An 18,895-nucleotide genomic window follows, 5' to 3' on the forward strand; every position below is an offset into this window, starting at 1 on the left:
CTACTCCAACCAGTCCGGCACCGAGTCCAGTCCGATCAGCTCGTCATAGGTCTGGCGCGGACGCACAACGTGGAAGCGGTCGCCGTCGACCAGCACTTCCGGTACCAGCAGCCTGGTATTGTAGGTGCCGGCCTGAACGGCGCCATAGGCGCCGGCGGTGGAGACAGCGATCAGGTCGCCGGATTTCAGCCGGGGCAGGTCACGGTCGAGCCCGAGATAGTCGCCGGTCTCGCAAACCGGGCCGACGACGTCGACCTTCATGCGTGGTGCAGCGGCCGGCTGCTGCGCCACCGGCTTGATGTCGTGAAAAGCGTCGTAAAGCGTCGGCCGGATCAGGTCGTTCATCGCGGCGTCGACGATGAGGAAGTTCTTGGCGTCGCCCTCCTTCACGAAGATTACTTCCGACACCAGGATGCCGGCATTCCCGACGATCAGCCGGCCTGGCTCGAACATTACCTTCAGCCCAAGTTTGGCAACATGTTTCCTGACGATCCGGGCATAGGCATCGGGCAAAGGCGGCGGGTTGTTGTCGACGCGGTAGGGAATGCCAAGGCCGCCGCCGACATCGATGTGCTCGATGGCATGACCGTCGGAGCGCAAGGCGCCGACCAGCTCCACCAGCAGCGCAAAGGCGTCGTCGAAGGGCTGCAATTCGGTGATCTGGCTGCCGATATGGGTGTCTATGCCGGTGACCTTGATGCCCGTCAGCTCAGCCGCGCGCGCACAGACCTTCCGCGCATGCTGCCACGGAATGCCGAACTTGTTCTCGGCCTTCCCAGTCGAAATCTTCTTGTGCGTCCTGGCGTCGACATCCGGGTTGATGCGCAGCGAGATCGGCGCGATCTTGCCCAGCGCGGTGGCGCGGGCCGACAGCAGCTCCAGCTCCGGTTCGGATTCGACGTTGAAACAGAGAATGCCGGCCGAGAGCGCAGAATCCATTTCGCGCGCGGTCTTGCCGACGCCCGAAAACAGGATCTTGCTTGCCGGGATGCCGGCCGCCAAAGCGCGGCGCAATTCGCCCTCCGAGACCACGTCGGCGCCGGCGCCGAGCCTTGCCAGCACCCTCAGCACGGCCTGGTTGGAATTCGCCTTCATGGCATAGCAGACGAGAGCATCGAGCCCGGCAAAGGCCTCGGTGAAGACGCGAAAATGCCTGGTCAGCGTCGCCGTCGAATAACAGTAGAACGGCGTGCCGACGCTGGCGGCGATGTCTGATATCGCCACGTCCTCGGCATGCAGCGCGCCATCGCGGTAGTCGAAATGGTTCACGAGATTGGTCCGAAATCAGAGCAGCGGGTCGAGGATGAATTTCTTGTCCTCGACAGGTTTTTCCGGCTCCGGCGGCAAAGGTTGCTTGGCCTTCTCGGCGTCCTTGCGGGCCTGCACGGCTGCCGCGTACGGCGTGTCGAGCGCAGCCTTCCTGCCGCAGGCCGCAACGGTGGCCATTGCCGCCAGCAGCGTCAGCGTCACCAAAATCCTGCTTCCGGTCATCGTGCCATCCGTCCGAAACTGTTGCCCGCAGCCGCTTCTAGCCGAGTTTTGCGGCCATTGCACCCCGCGTCTTACGCCTTGGCGAGCCGCTTTTTCCAGTAGCGGATCTGCTTGCGCACCTCGGACGGCGCGGTGCCGCCGAAGCTCGTGCGGCTCTTTACAGAATTCTGCACGGCAAGAACCGAAAACACGTCGGCGCTGATACCGGGGTGAATGGACTGCAGATCCTCCAGCGAAAGCCTGTCGAGCCCGATCTTCCTGTCCTCGGCCAGCCCCACCGCCCTGCCAGTGATGTGGTGCGCCTCGCGGAACGGCAGGCCGAGCGTGCGCACCAGCCAGTCGGCGAGGTCGGTCGCAGTCGAATAGCCGGCGCCGGCCGCCTTTTTCATCGCAGCAGTGTTCACCGTCATATCGCGCACCATGCCGGTCATTGCCGCCAGCATCAGGTCGAGTGTCTCGGCCGCGTCGAAGACGGATTCCTTATCTTCCTGCATGTCCTTGCCATAGGTCAGCGGCATGCCCTTCATTACCGTCAGCAGGCCGACGAGATGGCCGGTGACGCGGCCGGTCTTGCCGCGCACCAGTTCGGCAGCGTCCGGGTTCTTCTTCTGCGGCATGATCGACGAACCCGTCGAGAAACTATCCGACAGCCTGATGAAGCCGAATTGCGGCGTCGACCAGATGATGATCTCTTCGGCCAGCCGCGACAGATGCGTCGCGCAGATCGCCGCAAAGCCCAGGAACTCGAGCGCGAAATCGCGGTCCGAAACACTGTCGAGCGAATTGCGCATCGGCTCGCGGAAGCCAAGCGCCTTCGCCGTCTGGTGCCGGTCGATGGAAAAGCTGGTGCCGGCAAGGGCGGCGGCGCCGAGCGGGCTTTCATCCATCCGCTCGATGGCGTCGCGGACACGCGACAGGTCGCGCGCAAACATCTCGACATAGGCCATGCAGTGGTGGCCGAAGGTCACCGGCTGCGCCGCCTGCATGTGGGTGAAGCCCGGCATCACCGTTGCCGCATGCTCCTCGGCCCGATCCAGGAACGCCGTGATCAGGCCCTTCAGCGCCTCGGCGACACGAAAGCATTCGTCCTTGACCCACAGCCTGAGGTCGACCGCCACCTGGTCGTTGCGCGAGCGGGCGGTATGCAGGCGGCCGGCGGCGGGGCCGATCAAATCGGCCAGACGGGCCTCGACATTCATGTGGATGTCTTCCAGCCTGGTCGAGAACTCGAATGTGCCGGCCTCGATCTCTGCGAGGATCGTGTTCAGCCCGTGAGCGATTTTTTCTTGATCGGCCGCCGAAATAATGCCCGTTTGCGCCAGCATCTGGCTATGGGCGATCGAGCCGCGAATATCCTGCGCATAGAGTTTGCGGTCGAACGAGATCGATGCGTTGATCGCTTCCATGATTGCGGCCGGACCCGAGGCAAAACGTCCGCCCCACATCTGGTTGCTGGCCTTCTTGTCGTTCATCGCTATAACCCGTGCTCCGGAGCAGTTTTTCAAAAATGGCAGACGGCAATAGATTTTTCCCGGCTTTGCGTCTCATCCTCGCCGCTTTGGTTGCGGGCGTGCTGGCCGGCGCGGTCGCGGTATATGTCAGGGAAAGCAGTTCTGGCAACAAGGCGCCCGCGCAAGTGGCCGCCGGCGGCGGCAAGGACGACGTCGCCTGCGCCGCCAAGACCGACCGTGCCAAGAAGATCGCCGCCGCTGCCACCGGCCAGGTTGCCGCGCTTTTGCCGGCGGATCCGCCGCAATCGCTGAAAAGCCTTGCCTTCAACGGCCCCGACGGCAAGCCGACGACGATCGCCGATCATGCCGGCAAGACGGTGCTGCTCAATCTGTGGGCGACATGGTGCGCACCTTGCCGCGCCGAAATGCCGGCGCTCGATGCGCTGCAGAAGGAGATGGGCAGCGATGCGTTTCAGGTTGTTGCCGTCAACGTCGATGCCGGCGACGATGCCAAACCGAAGAAGTTCCTGGAGGACATCGGCGTCAAGTCGCTCGGCTACTATCGCGATGCCACGATGGCGCTGTTCAACGACGTCAAGACGCGCGGCCTGGCGCTCGGTCTGCCGGTCACCATGCTGATCGATGGGCAAGGCTGCCTGATCGCCCATATGAATGGCCCGGCCGAATGGTCGGGGCCGGATGCCAAGCGTCTGGTCGAGGCGGCGCTTCAGCCGGGATAGGCTCAGACCGTGCGCAGGCGCGGCTTGAGCACGGCAATGCTTGCGCCGCGTCGGCTGGCGGTGCGGATTGCCGGAGCGGCCACGCCCGTCAGTTCCCCGAATGTCTCGATCGGAGCCGGTTTGCCGAGGTAGTAGCCTTGCCCGATCTCGCAAGCCTCGGCGTCCAGGAACTGCAATTCACCCGGCGTCTCGATGCCTTCTGCCAGAACCGGTAAGCCGAGACCGCGTCCAAGCCCCAGCACGGCGCGAACGATCGCCGCGAACTGGGCGTTCTTGTCGACCGATTTGATGAACGACCCGTCGATCTTGATCTTGTCGAAGGGAAAGGCGCTGAGGTTGGACAGCGAAGAATAGCCGGTGCCAAAATCGTCCATCGCCACATGCACGCCAAGCGCCTTGACCTGCCTCAAGGTTGCCAGCGCGCGCGGCATGTCCTTCACCAGGGCCGTTTCGGTGATCTCCAGTTCGAGCCTGCCGGGGGCCAGGCCGGATCTCGTCAATGCGTCGTGCACCTTGCGGCTGAAGTTCGGATTGTGAAGTTGCACGGCGGAGACGTTGACGGCGACCATCAGCGGGTTTGTCCAGCGAACAGCATCGTTACAAGCCGTCGTCAGCACCCAGTCGCCGATCTGCGCGATAGCGCCACTGTCCTCGGCCACGGGGATGAAAACGGTCGGAGAAATGTCACCCCGCTCAGGGTGCTGCCAACGGACCAGGGCTTCGAAGCCGATCATCCTGCCGCCGCGGATCTCCTTCTGCGGCTGATAGACGAGGTGGAACTCCTTGCGGGCGATCGCCTGGCGCAATTCATGCTCCATCACGCGCTTGTCGCGGGCCGCGGTGCCCATGGCTATCTCGAAAAACCGATAAGTGTCCCTGCCTTCGGTTTTGGCGCGATGGAGTGCCGTGTCGGCATGGCTGATCAGGCCGGCCTGGTCTTCGGCATCCAGCGGAAAGAAGGCGATGCCGATGCTGGCCGAGACGAGGCCGGAGCCGACCGAAACCCTGTTTTCCTCCCGGATCGCCGCCAGCAAGTCCTCGGCTATCCGGCCTGCGGCCAGGGGGTCGGGGAGGTTCGGAGCTATGATGGCAAATTCATCGCCGCCGAGACGCGCGAGCATCTGTCCGTGGCGCGGGATGCCGGAAATGCAGTGCGCCAGCTTCTGCAGCATAGCATCGCCGGCCCCGTGGCCATAGAGGTCGTTGACTTGCTTGAACCGGTCAAGGTCAAGCAGCAGGAGCGCCAGATGTCCATCCTTGCCGCCACGATCCATCGAGGCGAATTCTGCTTCCAGCCGGGAAGAAAAGCTCCGCCGATTGGCAAGCCCGGTAAGCGGATCGAAATGCGCGAGGCGGAGGATCTCTTGTTCTGCCTTCTTGCGCTCACGGATGTCGCGAACGGCAAGCACCGTATGAGGCCTGCCGCAGTAGGTGATTTTCCTGGCGATCAGCTCGACAGGAATTCTCGCCCCGTCGCTGCCCCTTAACTTCGCTTCCTGCGCCTGTTCGCCGAAGCCGGACATATCGGCTGCGCTCTGTCCGTCGAAAAGCTCGCCGAATTGCATCGTGTTCAGGGTGGCTGTCGCTGTTCCGGTCAGCTTCGCCATACTGTCATTGGCGCTGACAATGCGGGTGCCATCGCAAACGATCAGACCTTCCACCGCCGCATTGGCGAGATCGTGCATGCGATCGGCCTCGAGCTTCTGGCGGCGAAAGCGCAGGTCGATCCACAGCGCGGCACCCGATAGCACAAGGATTATCAGGCTGGCGACCGCTGCGGCAAAGGCCTGGGAAATGGGCTCGATGGAATGTTCGGATATTTCAATCGAGGAATCCGGAATGATCGACACCGCGGCCATCGCGATGAAATGCAAGCTGCAAATCGCCAGCGTCAAAAGCGCGGCGCCGCCGAAAGTCGCGAGCGCTGACGGACGGCGCAAGACGACAAGGAGCGCCAGTGCCGCGAGGGTCACGCCGGCCAGAAGCGATATCGCGACAAGGAGCAGGTTCCATACGACCCGGCCTTCGACCTCGAAAGCTGCCATGCCGATGTAGTGCATCGTCGCGATGGCGCCGCCCAGAATGGCGCCACCGACGAGGAAATGGTCGATGCCGCGGCGCAAGGTGGCGACCCACATCCCAAGCGCGGTCATGATAACGGCGGCGGCAAGCGAAAAGGCGGATAATCCCGGATTGTATGCGTTCGGTATTCCCGGCGTAAACGCGGTCATGGCGATGAAATGCGTCGCCCATATGCCGAACCCGGTCGAGGCCGCGGCGATCATCAGCCAGACAAGCCGGTTTCGCTCGGTCGATCGGCCGACATGCTTAAGGAGATTAACCGCCGAGAAGCAAGAAATTCCACAGATGAGTGCGGCAAGCGCAACCAGTCTCGGATCGTGCTGACTTACAATACAATTATAGACCGTCAGCATCCTGGTTCACTCGGTCTGCCAAAATTAACAGGGGAGGTGTGACGGATTAGCTCTTGGAGATTTTAACGAATGGTTAACCCGTGGGCCATGAGGCGGGTCTTTTCGGGGGAAAACCGACGCCGCTGCGCCGAAAAGACGGTGATGTGATTTCTGGCGCCCGGTTTCAGTAGCGAGTGCACTTTAGGAAGGAATGATGTTCATTGATCCGCAATAAAACCGTTGTCCGATTGTCATCAGCGCCACATATTGGCTTTGCGGAAGTGCCCCTTTCGCCAATGACAAACGGGAGATGAAACATGAAGTTCTTCGGCTTTGCGGCCGGTATCGCCGCCACCGTGACCCTGCTTTCCACCACCTCCGCCTTCGCCGTCACGCAGATCAGCTGGTGGCACGCCATGACCGGCGCCAACGCCGAGGTCGTCGCCAAGATCTCCAAGGATTTCAACGCCAGCCAGAGCGACTATGAGCTCGTTCCGGTGTTCAAGGGCACCTATCCGGAGACGCTGAATGCCGGCATCGCTGCCTTTCGTGCCGGGCAAGCGCCAGATATCCTCCAGGTGTTCGACGTCGGCACCGGCGTGATGATGGCGGCCGAGGGTGCGATAAAGCCGGTGGCCGATGTGATGACCGGCGCCGGGATGACTTTCGACAAGAGCCAGTATCTGCCCGGCATCGTCGGCTATTATTCGAAGCCGGACGGCACCATGCTATCGTTCCCCTACAACTCTTCCTCGCCGATCCTCTATTACAACAAGGACATCTTCCAGAAGGCAGGCCTCGACGTGAACAATCCGCCCAAGACGTGGAACGAGGTGTGGGAAGCTGCCAAGAAGATCAAGACGAGCGGCGCCGCCCCTTGCGGCTATACCTCGACCTGGCTGACCTGGATCCACCTGGAGAATTTCGCGGCGTGGAATGACGTGCCTTGGGCCACCCAGCAGAATGGCCTGGCTGGAGGTGATGTCGAACTCAAGATCAATGCGCCGATTTTCGTCAACCACTTCCAGGCGCTCGCTGGCCTGGCCAAGGACGGCACGTTCAAATATGGCGGACGCACCTCCGAAGCCAAGCAGATATTCCTCGCCGGCGAATGCGGCATCTTCACCGAATCGTCGGGCGGCCTCGGCGATATCGTCAAGTCCGGCATGAACTATGGCATCGGCCAGCTTCCTTACGACAGTGACGCCAAGGGTGCCCCGCAGAACACGACGCCGGGTGGTGCCAGCCTGTGGGTGTTCGGCAACAAGTCGGACGAGGAATACAAGGGTGTCGCCGCCTTCTTTGCCTATCTGTCCAAGACCGATGTGCAGGAATATCTGCACCAGAAGTCGGGATACCTGCCTGTGACGCTCGCCGCGTATGAGGCGACGAAGAAATCAGGCTTCTATGACAAAAACCCCGGCCGCGAGACACCCATCCTGCAGATGACGGGCAAGGCGCCGACCGACAACTCGAAGGGCGTGCGCCTGCCGAATCTGCCGCAGGTGCGCGATATCCAGAACGAGGAGCTGGAGAAGATGCTGGCCGGCCAGCAAACCGCCCAGCAGGCACTCGACAATGCGGTTGCGCGCGGCAACGTCGCGATCAAGGAAGCGCTGGAGAACTGACGGGATTATCTCAGTTAGTCGGTTGGAATATCGCCCACGCGAGCTCGCGCGGGCGATACCTGGATAGCGAGGGAAATCAGCCTGTCTCCACGCGTCGTCTTTCCCAACAAGATCCTGCCCTACCTGCTGGTGGCGCCACAACTCGCCATCACCCTGGTTTTCTTCTACTGGCCGGCCGGTCAGGCGCTGTACCAGTCGATGCTCAGGCAAGACCCGTTCGGGCTGAAGAGCAGGTTCGTCTGGTTTGCCAATTTCCGGAAGGTGCTGGCCGATCCGGCCTACCTCAACTCGATCAAGGTCACAGTAGTGTTCTCTCTTGCGACCGCGATCGTTGCCATGGTTGTGGCCCTGCTGCTCGCGGTCATGGCCGAGAAGGCCGTGCGCGGCAAAGGCCTTTACCGCACACTGTTGATATGGCCTTACGCCGTGGCGCCGGCGATTGCCGGCATGCTTTGGCTTTTCCTGTTCAATCCCTCGATCGGCTCGTTGGCCTATTTGCTGAGAAGCCTCGGCGTCGTATGGGACCCGCTGCTCAACGGCACCCACGCCATGATCCTGCTGGTGTCGGCTGCTGCCTGGAAGCAGATCAGCTACAACTTCCTGTTCTTCGTCGCCGGCCTGCAGGCGGTGCCGAAAACGCTGATCGAAGCGGCGGCCATGGACGGCGCCGGCGAAACCAAGCGCTTCTGGACCATCGTCTTCCCGCTGCTTGCGCCGACAACCTTTTTCCTGCTGGTCGTCAACACCGTCTATGCCCTGTTCGACACGTTCGGCATCGTTCATGCCGTCACCGGCGGCGGGCCGGGCAAGACGACAGAGACGCTGGTCTACAAGGTCTACAATGACGGCTTCGTCAATCTGATCCTGGGCGACTCGGCGGCGCAGTCGGTCATCCTGATGGCCATCGTCATCGCGCTCACAGCAATCCAGTTCCGCTATGTGGAACGCAAAGTCCACTACGGCTGAGGGCAGCGATGATCGGCCAGTCCCCGCTCCGCACCTTCATCGCCCATGCCGTGCTCATCCTCGGCATATTGATCGTGGCTTTTCCGATCTACTACACCTTCGTTGCCTCGACGCACACGCTGCAAACGATCCTCAGGCCGCCCCTGCCGCTCTTGCCCGGCGGCCAGCTATGGAACAATTACAGCGAGGCGCTGTTCGGCGGCATCGGTCGTATCGGCGGGGTCAGCGTCGGCAGGCTGCTCCTCAACACCACGATCATGGCGCTCGGCGTTGCGGTGGGAAAGATCTTCATCTCGATCCTGTCGGCCTACGCGATCGTGTTCTTTCGCTTTCCGTTGCGCATGACCTTCTTCTGGCTGATCTTCATCACCTTGATGCTTCCAGTCGAGGTGCGCATCCTGCCGACCTACAAGGTGATGGTCGATCTCGGCATGATCGACACCTATGCCGGCCTGATCGTCCCGCTGATCGCCTCGGCCACCGCAACGCTGCTGTTTCGCCAGTTCTTCATGACCATACCGGGCGAATTGGTCGAGGCGGCGCGTGTCGACGGTGCCGGGCCATGGCGCTTCTTTTTCGATATTCTGGTGCCGCTGTCGCGGACAAACATCGCCGCGCTGTTCGTGATCCTCTTCATCTATGGCTGGACGCAGTATCTTTGGCCGCTGCTCGTCACCAACAGCAACGACATGAACACCATCGTCATCGCGCTGAGAAAGATGGTTTCCTTCGCCGATGCCGACACCCAATGGCACCTGGTGATGGTCACGGCAATGCTGGCCATCGTGCCGCCGATCCTGGTGGTCGTGCTGATGCAACGCTGGTTCGTGCGCGGTCTGGTCGAATCCGAAAAGTGAGAAGCCGATGGCGACCGTGGATCTGAAGGATGTCAGGAAAATCTATCCCAGCGGCGTCGAGGCCGTGAAGGGCGTTTCCATCGCCATTCCCGACAAGGAGCTTTGCGTGCTGGTCGGCCCCTCCGGCTGCGGCAAGTCTACGCTGCTGAGGATGATCGCCGGGCTGGAGACGATTTCTGCCGGTACAGTCGCCATCGACGGCAAGGTGGTCAACGCCATTGGCCCGACCGAGCGCGACATCGCCATGGTGTTCCAGAACTACGCGCTCTACCCACATATGAAGGTCTATGACAACATGGCCTATGGCCTGCGCAACCGCGGCACGCCGAATGACGAGATCGACAGCAGGGTACGCTCGACTGCCAAGGTGCTGGAGCTTTCGGCGCTGCTCGACCGGCGCCCGCGCGAGCTTTCCGGCGGTCAGCGCCAGCGCGTCGCCATGGGTCGCGCCATCGTGCGCAACCCGAAGGTCTTCCTGTTCGACGAACCGCTGTCCAACCTCGATGCGAAATTGCGCGGGCAGATGCGCATCGAGATCAAGAATCTGCAGCGCTCGCTTGGCGTCACCTCGGTTTATGTCACGCACGACCAGCTTGAGGCGATGACGCTGGCCGACATCCTCGTCGTCATGAACGCCGGCCTGGTCGAGCAGACCGGCGCGCCGCTTGATGTGTACGAGAAACCGGCCTCGACCTTCGTCGCTTCGTTCATAGGCGCACCGCCGATGAATCTGCTGGCGCTCACAGAGGCCTCCCCAAGCTCGGTATTGGCGGACGGTACTGTGATTGGCTTGGCGCCTCGACAGGGCAAGGCAGTGACGCTAGGCTTTCGTCCGGAGGACACCGACATCACCTTCGCGGCAGAGGCGCCGGCCGGCGCGCTCGCGCTGCCGGCAACAGTGGAAGCGGTCGAACCGGTCGGTGCCGAAAGCTTTCTCCATTGCGTGGCAGCCGGCAGCCGCATCGTCGTGCGCGTCTCAGGCCGCGCCAGCGCCAAGCCAGGCGACCAATTGCGCGTCGTGGCCAGGTCCGAAAAGCTGCATTGGTTCGATCAGGCGGGCAAACGGGTCGATTGAAGTCGGCCTTGCGCAAAACCGTTCAGGCAAACACATGCGCCTTGCCCGACACGGTCAGCCGGACGATCTCGCCGATCGCCGGCGCGTCCATGCCCGGCTTGCGCAGGATCAACGGCGTATTGCCGATAGCGGCGGCGTCGGGCGGATCGGGGCTGTTCAACAGACGCACCGCGATGGTGCACATCGAGCCGGCGAACTCCGATTCTGTCACCTCGCCGAACAGCATGTCCGGCGTGCCGGACATGCCTTCACGCGATGTGCGCTTAAGCAACACCTGCTCCGGCCGCAGCATGATGCGGGCGACGTCGCGCCGCTCCGAGCTGTCGACAGCGATGCGGCCGAGCGGCGAGATGGCGAAGCCATCGGCGATCCTTGCCGGCAGGACGATGGCGTCGCCAAGGAACTCGGCGACCATCCTGTCCTTCGGCTTGAAATAGAGCTCGCGCGGCGTGCCGACCTGCGAGAATTTGCCGTCGCGCATCACCGCGACCTGGCTGGCGAATGACAGCGCCTCGGCCTGGTCGTGGGTGACCAGGATGGTGGTGATGCCGGCGGTTTCAAGGAGCTCGGCCACGGCCTTGCGCATCGAGGCGCGCAGGCCGGTGTCGAGCGCCGAGAACGGCTCGTCGAGCAGCATCAGCCGCGGCTTCATGGCCATGGCGCGGGCGAGCGCGACGCGCTGCTGCTGGCCACCGGAGAGTTCGTGCGGACGGCGCTTCAGGATACCTTTGTCCAGCCCGACGACATAGGCGAGCTCGGCGATGCGCTCACTGCGCTTTTCCTCGTGACGCCCCATGCCGAAGCCGATATTGGCGGCGATGCTCAGATGCGGGAATAGAGCGCCGTCCTGCGCCACCAGCCCGATGCCGCGGCGATGCGCCGGCACGGCCGTGTCGCCATCGGCCAGCACCTCGTCATCAAGCACGATGCGGCCCTGGTCCGGCGCCTCGAAGCCGGCGATCAGCCGCAGCAAGGTGGTCTTGCCGCAACCGGACGGCCCGACGATTGCCGTACGGCTGCCGCTGGCCACGCTGAGGTCGACGCCGGCAAGTGCTGCCACGGGCCCGTAGTGCTTGTGGATGCCGCTCAGCTCGAGAAAGCTCATCGCCCGGCCATCCGCTTCGACTGGACGTAGAGCAACCAGGTCAAAGGCAGCGACATCGCCACCATGATCAGGGCATAAGGCGCCGCCGACGCATAGTCGATCTCGCCGCTATAGGACCAAAACGCCATGGCCAGCGTGCGGGTGCCGTTGGGCGCCAGCATCTGGGTTGCGGTCAATTCGTTCATGATACCCAGCGCGACCAACGCCATGCCGGCTGCGGCGCCCGGCGCCGACAGGCGGATGGTCGTCGACCACAGCGCCTTGAGCGGCGACCGGCCGAGGCTGGAGGCGGCGCGTTCGAGCTCGACCGGCGCCTGTGCGATCGACGCCCTGAGGCTAATCAGAGCGCGCGGCAGGAACATCAGCGCATAGGCGACCAGGATGGTGAACAGGGTCTGGTAGAGCGGCATGGCGATACGCACGGCGATGGTGACCAGCGCTAGGGCGATGACAACGCCGGGCAACGCGCCGACGATATAGTTGCAGCCCTCCAGGACGCGTTGCAGCCGCCCCGGCGCGCGGATCGAAATCCACGCCATCGGCATTGCCGCGACGGTGGCGAGCAGCGCGCCGGCAATTGCTAGGAACAGCGTTTGGCCAAGCGCCAGGCCGATCTCGTCGAGCCGCCAGACATCGGCGCCGCCGGCCATGAGCCAGCGGCCGATAGTGGCGAACGGCACGCCGAGCGCCAGCAGCGTGGTAATGGCAGGCAGCAGCAGGCAAGGAATGGTGGCGCGCCCAAGGCCCGTGCGCTGCTGCTGGCGCGCAGCACCCGAACCGACGCGGGCATAGCGCTCCTCGCCGCGCACCAGCACCTCCAGCCCGAGCAGCACAAGGCAGCAGGTCACCAGCACGCCGGCCAGCATGTTGGCGGCGGGACCGTTGAAGGTCGACTGGAACTGGTCGACGATCGCGGTGGTGAAGGTGTCGAAGCGGATGAAGACATAGAGCCCGTATTCGGCCAGGAGATGCAGGCCGACCAGCAGGGAGCCGCCGCAAATAGCGAGCCGGAGCTGCGGCAGCACGACACGCCTGAACACACGCCACGGGCCGAGACCAAGGGCTGCCGCTGCATCCTCGAGAGCGGGATCGAGCCGGCGCAATGCCGCCGCCACCGGCAGATAAAGGAAGGGGAAATAGGCGATGACCGACACAAGCACGCCGGCCCACAGGCCGTGCAGTCTGGGCACCATGGTGACCCAGGCGTAACTGTGGACGAAGGCCGGAATGGCGAGCGGCGCCACCGACAGCCAGGCCCATAGGCGGGCACCCGGCAGATCGCTGCGCTCGGTCAGCCAGGCCAGCGTGACCGACAGCACGATCGAGATCGGCACCGCCAGCACCACCAGCAGGCTGGTGTTGACCAGAAGCTCGCCGACGCGCGGCCTGAACACCAGCGCCGCCACCGTTTCCCAGCCGGTCTGCACCGCCACCCAGACGATGAAGGCAAGCGGCAGCAGCGCGAAAAGCGAGACAAAGACGGCAGCCAACGCAATCCATGAGACCGACCAACGACGTGCCCGCACGGCCGTGGCGTCGGCCGGCAAGCCTGGGCGTGCGAGATCGATCGCGGATTGCATCAGATCAGACGTTGCGCCAGCTCCGCCCGGAGGCGGAAACGATCGGCGGCGGATAATCTCGCGGGTAGCTTGTGGTCATAGGCAAATGCCATCTTGAAAACAGAGCGCTCCTGTGGAAAGCGAATTCCCACAGGAGCGCAGTCGGTTGCCCTTTTAGGACGAACGCCGGCTAAAGCAAGCCGGCCGCCGTCATCAGGTCGGTCACCTTTTTCGAGTTCAGCGTCGTCGGGTCGACTTTCGGCGCCTGCAGATCGGCCAGCGGCACCAGCTTCGGATTGGACTCGGCGCCCTTGCCGACTGCGTATTCGAACGAATCGCCTGTTTTCAGCACGTCCTGGCCGCCATTGCCGGTGACCCATTTCAGGAAAGCCTGCGCTTCCTTCGGGTGCTTGCTCGAGGCCAGCACACCACCGCCGGAAACCGAGACGAAAGCGCCGGGGTCCTGGTGCTTGAAATAGTGCAACTCGACATTCTTGCTGTTCTCGCCGGTCTTGGCCTGATCGCCGTAGTAGTAATAGTGGTAGATCACGCCGCCTTCGACCTCGCCGGCATTGACCGCCTTCATCACCGTGCTGTTGCCCTTATAGGCGGTAAAATTCTCCTTCATCGCCTTCAGCCATTCGGCCGTCGCTGCCTCGCCCTTGAGCTGCAGAAGCGCGCTGACGATCGCCTGGAAATCGGCGCCGGAGGGCGAAGCGGCCCAGCGGCCCTTCCAGCTCGGATCGGCGAGATCGAGCAGCGATTTGGGCAGCTGGTCGGCGCTCAGCTTGGTCTTGTTGTAGGCAAAGACGGTGCTGCGCGCGGCAACGCCGACCCATTTGCCGCTCGCCGGCTGGTACTCCTGCGGAACCTGGGCCAGCGTCTCGGTGTCGACCGGTGCGAACAGGCCGGCCGCCTCGACCAATGCCATGGCCGGCGAATTCTCCGTCAGGAATACATCGGCGGGCGAAGCGGTGCCTTCGGCAACGATCTGGTTGGAAAAATCGCTGTCGCCGCCATTGCGGACGGTAACCTTGATGCCGGTTTCCTTGGTGAATCCCTCCGCCCAAGCCTTGGTCAGGTTTTCGTGCTGGGCGTTGTAGACGACGATGCCCTCGTCCTCTGCCATTGCCGGGCCGGCGATCAGGCTGATTGCAAGTGCTGTCGCACCGGCAAGGGCGGAAAGAGCATATTTCATGGCGTCGTCCTCGATTTCGATTGGCTTTGGCTTGGCACGCTGCACCTATCAATACATGACTAGCGCAGTCAACATTGCTGGCCCACTCAATCGCTCAAAAGGAGCAAACTTTCGTGATGCTCAGCTAATTTGCCTTGGACATTATTTCGCCGGCCACGTAACAAATCAGCGCCGAGACGCGAATATCGGGGAGTGAACTCTTGTGAGCGGCAAGGACGAAGCCGAGCTTTCACGGCTGCTGCGGGCCGCGATCGCCGGAGACGAAAGAGCCTATGCCGACTTTCTGCACCGGATCGCCGCGCTCGTTCGTGGCTTTGCCCGGCGCAAGATCGTGCAGGGCGGGGTGGATCCCGAGGATGTAGTGCAGGAAACCTTGCTGGCCATTCATGTGAAACGACACACCTGGCGCCATGATGCGCCGGTGCTGCCTTGGGTCTATGCAATAGCCCGCTTCAAGCTGATCGATGCGTTCCGGCGGCGCGGTCGGCGGATCGAGATCGAGATCGACGAAATCGCCGAGACCTTTGCCGAGCCGGAATCGGAGACGGTGAGCGAGCGCGACGTCAACCGGGCGCTCGACAGCCTGTCGCCGGCACAGCGTTCCGTCGTCTCGGCCGTATCGGTCGAAGGCCGGTCAATCGGTGAGACCGCGGCCAAATTCGGCATCAGCGAGACGGCTGTGCGGGTGTCACTGCACCGCGGGCTTGCCGCCATTGCCAAACGGTTCAGGGCGGGGCGGGAATAAGAATAACATGAGGACCGAAGATTTCATCAGGGCGCTTGACGCCGATGCCCGCAGCAAGGCGCTGCCGCTAGGCACCGCCTGGTGGCTTGCCGCCGGCGTGGCCATCGTGATCGCGGCCGCGGTTTTCTGGCTGACGATCGGCCCGCGCCCCGACATTGCGATCGCCATGCACACGATGCGGTTCCTGTCCAAATTCGTCTTCACGATTGCTCTTGCCGTCAGCGCCTTTGTCCTGGTGCGTGGGCTGTCGACGCCCGGTGCATCGACCGGCCGGGCGGTGAGCTGGATGATCGCCGCGCCGCTGCTGGTGATTGTGGCTGTGATTTTCGAACTCTTCGCCGTGCCTGCGTCCGACTGGGGCACGCGCCTGGTCGGCACGAACATGGTCATCTGCCTGACCTTCATTCCGTTGATCGGGATCGGCCCGCTTGCCGTCTTTCTCGCGGTGCTGCGCCATGGCGCGCCGACAAGGCCGGTGCTTGCCGGTGCGGCCGCGGGCCTGCTTGCCGGCGGGCTGGCGGCGACCTTCTATGCGGCGCATTGCTTCGACGATTCGCCGCTTTTCGTCGGCACCTGGTATACGATCGCGGTCGCCATCCTTGCCGTGCTCGGGGCGCTCGGCGGACGACTTTTTGTGCGCTGGTAGCGAGGCGATCAGCGTGTCGGAACGGGATGCTCGCCGCGATAGTCGTAGAAGCCGCGCCCGGTCTTGCGGCCGAGCCAGCCGGCCTCGACATATTTGACCAGCAGCGGGCAGGGGCGGTATTTCGAATCCGACAGCCCGTCATGCAGCACCTGCATGATCGATAGGCAGGTATCGAGCCCGATGAAGTCGGCAAGCTGCAGCGGCCCCATCGGATGGTTGGCGCCGAGCTTCATGGCGGTATCGATGGCGTCGACCGAGCCGACACCTTCATAGAGCGTGTAGATCGCCTCGTTGATCATCGGCAGCAGGATGCGGTTGACGATGAAGGCCGGGAAATCCTCCGAGACGGTGATCGTCTTGTCGAGCTGCTTCACATAGGTTTTTGCCGCCTCGAAGGTCTGGTCCTCGGTGGCGATGCCGCGCACCAGTTCGACCAGTTTCATCACCGGAACCGGATTCATGAAATGTATGCCGATGAAGCGTTCCGGCCGGTCGGTCTGCGAAGCCAGCCGTGTGATCGAGATCGATGACGTGTTCGTCGCCAGGATGGCCTCGGGGTTGAGCTGCGGGCAGAGCTGGGCGTAGATCTTGCGCTTGACCGTCTCGTCCTCCGTCGCTGCTTCGATCACCAGATCGGCGCCCGCAAGGTCGGCCATGGCCGGTGCCGCCGAAATGCGCGCCATAGCCTCATTGCGCAGCTTTTCCTCGAGTTTGCCTGAGCCGACCTGACGGGCCATGTTGCCGCTGATCGTAGCGATGCCCTTTTCGATGCGGTCGGGCGAAATATCGTAAACCAGCACCTTATAGCCCGCCAGCGCCGACACATGGGCGATGCCGCCACCCATCTGGCCCGCGCCGATGATGCCGATCGTTTCGATCTTGCTCATTACCCGATCCCGTCGAGGCCTTTGCGGCCCGTTTTTTGTGCAGTGCAAACTAAAAGGGCGGGGCGACTTCGTCTACCCCCACCCCTCAGAATTTAATACGCTTTGGCAGAAGGCGTCAAAGCGCCTTTTGCAGTTCCGGCAGAATGACGAAGAGATCGCCGACGAGACCGTAGTCGGCGACCTGGAAGATCGGCGCTTCCTCGTCCTTGTTGATGGCAACGATCACCTTCGAATCCTTCATGCCGGCAAGGTGCTGGATGGCACCGGAGATGCCGACGGCAATATAAAGGTCGGGCGCTACCACCTTGCCGGTCTGGCCGACCTGCCAGTCGTTCGGCGCATAGCCGGCATCGACGGCGGCGCGAGATGCGCCAACCGCCGCACCGAGCTTGTCGGCGACCGGCAGGATGACCTCCTGGAACTTCTCGGAGGAGCCCAGCGCACGGCCGCCCGAGATGATGATCTTGGCCGAGGTCAGCTCTGGACGGTCGGTCTCGGAGAGCTTGTTCTCGACAAAGCTCGACAGGCCGGGATTGGCCGCCGCCTGGACCGTCTCGACCGGCGCGGAACCGCCCTCGGGCGCTGCCTGGAAGGAAGCGGTACGCACCGTGATGACCTTCTTGGCGTCACTGGACTGCACCGTCTGGATGGCGTTGCCGGCATAGATCGGCCGCTTGAAGGTGTCGGGCGACACGACTTCGATGATTTCAGATATCTGGGCGACATCGAGCAGCGCCGCCACGCGGGGCGCAACGTTCTTGCCCGACGAGGTCGCCGGCGCGATGATCGTCTCGTATGGCTCTGCAAGCGAAACGACGAGTGCCGCCAGCGGTTCGGCGAGACGCTCGGTCAGTTCGTCGGCGTCGGCGAGCAGTACCTTGGTGACGCCCTTGAGCTTGGCGGCGGCGTCCGCTGCCGGCTTGGCGCCTTTGCCGGCAACCAGCACATGCACGTCCGAACCGATCTGGAGCGCCGCCGAAAGCGCCTTGGCGGTCTGGTCGGAAAGCGCAGCGTTGTCGTGTTCGGCAATCAGAAGAATAGCCATGATGTTTTCCTGACTTTCGTCTTCGAGGCTCCTGAAATCCGGTCAGGCCGAGTCGAAAACGGTTGGTTTCGAGAACCGGAGCGGAGCGTACTTCAGTACGTGAGCACCGGAAGCGGAGAACCGGCCGTTTGCAGGCCGGCCTCATCGGATTTCCTTAGAGCACGCCGGCTTCGTTCTTCAGCTTGTCTACCAGTTCGGCGACGCTCTTGACCTTGACGCCCGCCTTGCGGCCGCCCGGCTCCTCGGTCTTGATCACTTTAAGCCGCGGCTTGACGTCGGCGCCGTAATCGGCAGGGCTCTTCTCGTCGAGCGGCTTCTTCTTGGCCTTCATGATATTGGGCAGAGAAGCGTAGCGTGGCTGGTTCAGCCGCAAATCGGCCGTGACGATCGCCGGCATCTTCAGTTCCAGCGTCTGCAGGCCGCCATCGACCTCGCGCGTCACCGTGGCCTTGTCACCGTCGAGCACGATCTTGGAGGCGAAGGTGCCCTGCGCCCAGCCGAGAAGTGCGGCCAGCATCTGGCCGGTCTGGTTGGAATCGTCGTCGATCGCCTGCTTGCCGAGAATGACAAGGCCGGGCTGTTCTGCCTCGACGACGCCCTTCAGCACCTTGGCGACGCCCAGCGGCTCAGTCTGCTCGTCGGTCTTGACCAGGATGGCGCGGTCAGCGCCCATGGCGAGCGCCGTGCGCAAGGTCTCCTGTGCCTGCTGCGGCCCGATCGACACGACGATGATCTCTTCGGCCTTGCCAGCTTCCTTCAGCCGGATCGCCTCTTCGACCGCGATCTCGTCGAACGGGTTCATCGCCATCTTGACGTTGGCGAGTTCCACCGCCGAACCGTCCGCCTTCACCCGGACCTTGACGTTCGCATCCACAACCCGCTTCACGGGCACAAGGATCTTCATTTGCCTGCCACCTCTTTCACGATAGTCTTTTCACGCTCGTCGGGCGCGCTATAGCAGCGTGCACCTCTTCATAGTTGTCGAAAGCCGACATTCCGGACGGAATTCTGGTCTTCGCCACGCCAGTAGGGTGGCGCTTCCGTAGTTGCGGCGACCCCGCGCGTCAATATCCGAGGCGCACTCGGAT

17 protein-coding genes are annotated in these 18,895 nt (G+C 62.9%); 7 read left to right on the top strand and 10 right to left on the bottom strand.

What is annotated here, in order from left to right:
- The 3 genes from lysA to argH form a co-directional block, all read right to left on the bottom strand.
- Complete coding sequence (lysA, locus tag NKH90_RS16895; RefSeq protein WP_352820113.1) at positions 1–1,269, bottom strand: diaminopimelate decarboxylase; 1,269 nt, start codon at positions 1,267–1,269, stop codon at positions 1–3.
- A gap of 15 nt (positions 1,270–1,284) precedes the next feature.
- The gene (locus tag NKH90_RS16900) at positions 1,285–1,491 is read right to left on the bottom strand and encodes a hypothetical protein (protein ID WP_023677931.1); all 207 of its coding nucleotides are present in this window, start codon (positions 1,489–1,491) and stop codon (positions 1,285–1,287) included.
- A gap of 71 nt (positions 1,492–1,562) precedes the next feature.
- Positions 1,563–2,963 carry an argininosuccinate lyase gene (gene argH / locus NKH90_RS16905; RefSeq protein ID WP_352769965.1) on the bottom strand — a complete coding sequence of 467 codons (1,401 nt, stop codon included), beginning with the start codon at positions 2,961–2,963 and terminating at the stop codon, positions 1,563–1,565.
- Positions 2,964–2,998: 35 nt separating this feature from the next.
- On the opposite strand from argH, the gene tlpA reads away from it, so the two are divergent.
- Entirely contained in the window at positions 2,999–3,682 is a 684-nt protein-coding gene (tlpA, locus tag NKH90_RS16910) for a thiol:disulfide interchange protein TlpA (RefSeq protein ID WP_352820114.1), read from the top strand.
- 2 nt (positions 3,683–3,684) lie between these two features.
- Here tlpA and NKH90_RS16915 read toward each other — a convergent pair whose 3' ends face one another.
- Entirely contained in the window at positions 3,685–6,117 is a 2,433-nt protein-coding gene (locus tag NKH90_RS16915; protein ID WP_352816670.1) for a bifunctional diguanylate cyclase/phosphodiesterase, read from the bottom strand.
- A gap of 296 nt (positions 6,118–6,413) precedes the next feature.
- Here NKH90_RS16915 and ugpB point away from each other — a divergent pair, with 296 nt between their 5' ends.
- From ugpB to ugpC, 4 genes are all read left to right on the top strand, one after another.
- On the top strand, positions 6,414–7,724 hold the full coding sequence (gene ugpB, locus NKH90_RS16920) for a sn-glycerol-3-phosphate ABC transporter substrate-binding protein UgpB (RefSeq protein ID WP_352820115.1): 1,311 nt from the start codon (positions 6,414–6,416) through the stop codon (positions 7,722–7,724).
- Between the two features lie 81 nt (positions 7,725–7,805).
- The gene (gene ugpA / locus NKH90_RS16925; RefSeq protein WP_352683133.1) at positions 7,806–8,690 is read left to right on the top strand and encodes a sn-glycerol-3-phosphate ABC transporter permease UgpA; all 885 of its coding nucleotides are present in this window, start codon (positions 7,806–7,808) and stop codon (positions 8,688–8,690) included.
- A gap of 8 nt (positions 8,691–8,698) precedes the next feature.
- Complete coding sequence (gene ugpE, locus NKH90_RS16930; RefSeq protein ID WP_352570555.1) at positions 8,699–9,547, top strand: sn-glycerol-3-phosphate ABC transporter permease UgpE; 849 nt, start codon at positions 8,699–8,701, stop codon at positions 9,545–9,547.
- 7 nt (positions 9,548–9,554) lie between these two features.
- Positions 9,555–10,622: a sn-glycerol-3-phosphate ABC transporter ATP-binding protein UgpC gene (gene ugpC / locus NKH90_RS16935; RefSeq protein WP_352820116.1), complete on the top strand. Its 1,068-nt coding sequence runs from the start codon at positions 9,555–9,557 to the stop codon at positions 10,620–10,622.
- A gap of 22 nt (positions 10,623–10,644) precedes the next feature.
- Here ugpC and NKH90_RS16940 read toward each other — a convergent pair whose 3' ends face one another.
- The 3 genes from NKH90_RS16940 to NKH90_RS16950 all read right to left on the bottom strand — a co-directional run bounded on the left by NKH90_RS16940 (position 10,645) and on the right by NKH90_RS16950 (position 14,484).
- Complete coding sequence (locus NKH90_RS16940; RefSeq protein ID WP_352615997.1) at positions 10,645–11,727, bottom strand: ABC transporter ATP-binding protein; 1,083 nt, start codon at positions 11,725–11,727, stop codon at positions 10,645–10,647.
- Entirely contained in the window at positions 11,724–13,307 is a 1,584-nt protein-coding gene (locus tag NKH90_RS16945; RefSeq protein WP_352820117.1) for an ABC transporter permease, read from the bottom strand. Before NKH90_RS16945 ends, NKH90_RS16940 begins: the two co-directional genes overlap by 4 nt.
- Before the next feature lie 169 nt (positions 13,308–13,476).
- A complete protein-coding gene (locus NKH90_RS16950; RefSeq protein ID WP_352820118.1) occupies positions 13,477–14,484 on the bottom strand; it encodes an iron ABC transporter substrate-binding protein in 1,008 nt (335 codons plus the stop codon).
- A 202-nt stretch (positions 14,485–14,686) separates the two neighbouring features.
- Here NKH90_RS16950 and NKH90_RS16955 point away from each other — a divergent pair, with 202 nt between their 5' ends.
- Both NKH90_RS16955 and NKH90_RS16960 read left to right on the top strand, forming a co-directional pair.
- Entirely contained in the window at positions 14,687–15,229 is a 543-nt protein-coding gene (locus NKH90_RS16955; protein ID WP_352489432.1) for a sigma-70 family RNA polymerase sigma factor, read from the top strand.
- Positions 15,230–15,236: 7 nt separating this feature from the next.
- Positions 15,237–15,875: an NrsF family protein gene (locus NKH90_RS16960; RefSeq protein WP_352471395.1), complete on the top strand. Its 639-nt coding sequence runs from the start codon at positions 15,237–15,239 to the stop codon at positions 15,873–15,875.
- Positions 15,876–15,883: 8 nt separating this feature from the next.
- Here the strand turns inward: NKH90_RS16960 and NKH90_RS16965 are convergent, their stop codons facing one another.
- The 3 genes from NKH90_RS16965 to NKH90_RS16975 form a co-directional block, all read right to left on the bottom strand.
- Positions 15,884–16,762, bottom strand: coding sequence for a 3-hydroxybutyryl-CoA dehydrogenase (locus NKH90_RS16965; protein WP_023677945.1), 879 nt, complete (start codon positions 16,760–16,762; stop codon positions 15,884–15,886).
- Positions 16,763–16,877: 115 nt separating this feature from the next.
- Entirely contained in the window at positions 16,878–17,807 is a 930-nt protein-coding gene (locus NKH90_RS16970; RefSeq protein WP_023677946.1) for an electron transfer flavoprotein subunit alpha/FixB family protein, read from the bottom strand.
- 154 nt (positions 17,808–17,961) lie between these two features.
- Positions 17,962–18,711, bottom strand: a complete 750-nt coding sequence (locus tag NKH90_RS16975; protein WP_023677947.1) for an electron transfer flavoprotein subunit beta/FixA family protein — start codon at positions 18,709–18,711, stop codon at positions 17,962–17,964.
- Positions 18,712–18,895: the final 184 nt, after the last annotated feature.

It is taken from the genome of Mesorhizobium sp. M0898 (genome assembly GCF_040319695.1).
Taxonomy (GTDB): Bacteria; Pseudomonadota; Alphaproteobacteria; order Rhizobiales; family Rhizobiaceae; genus Mesorhizobium.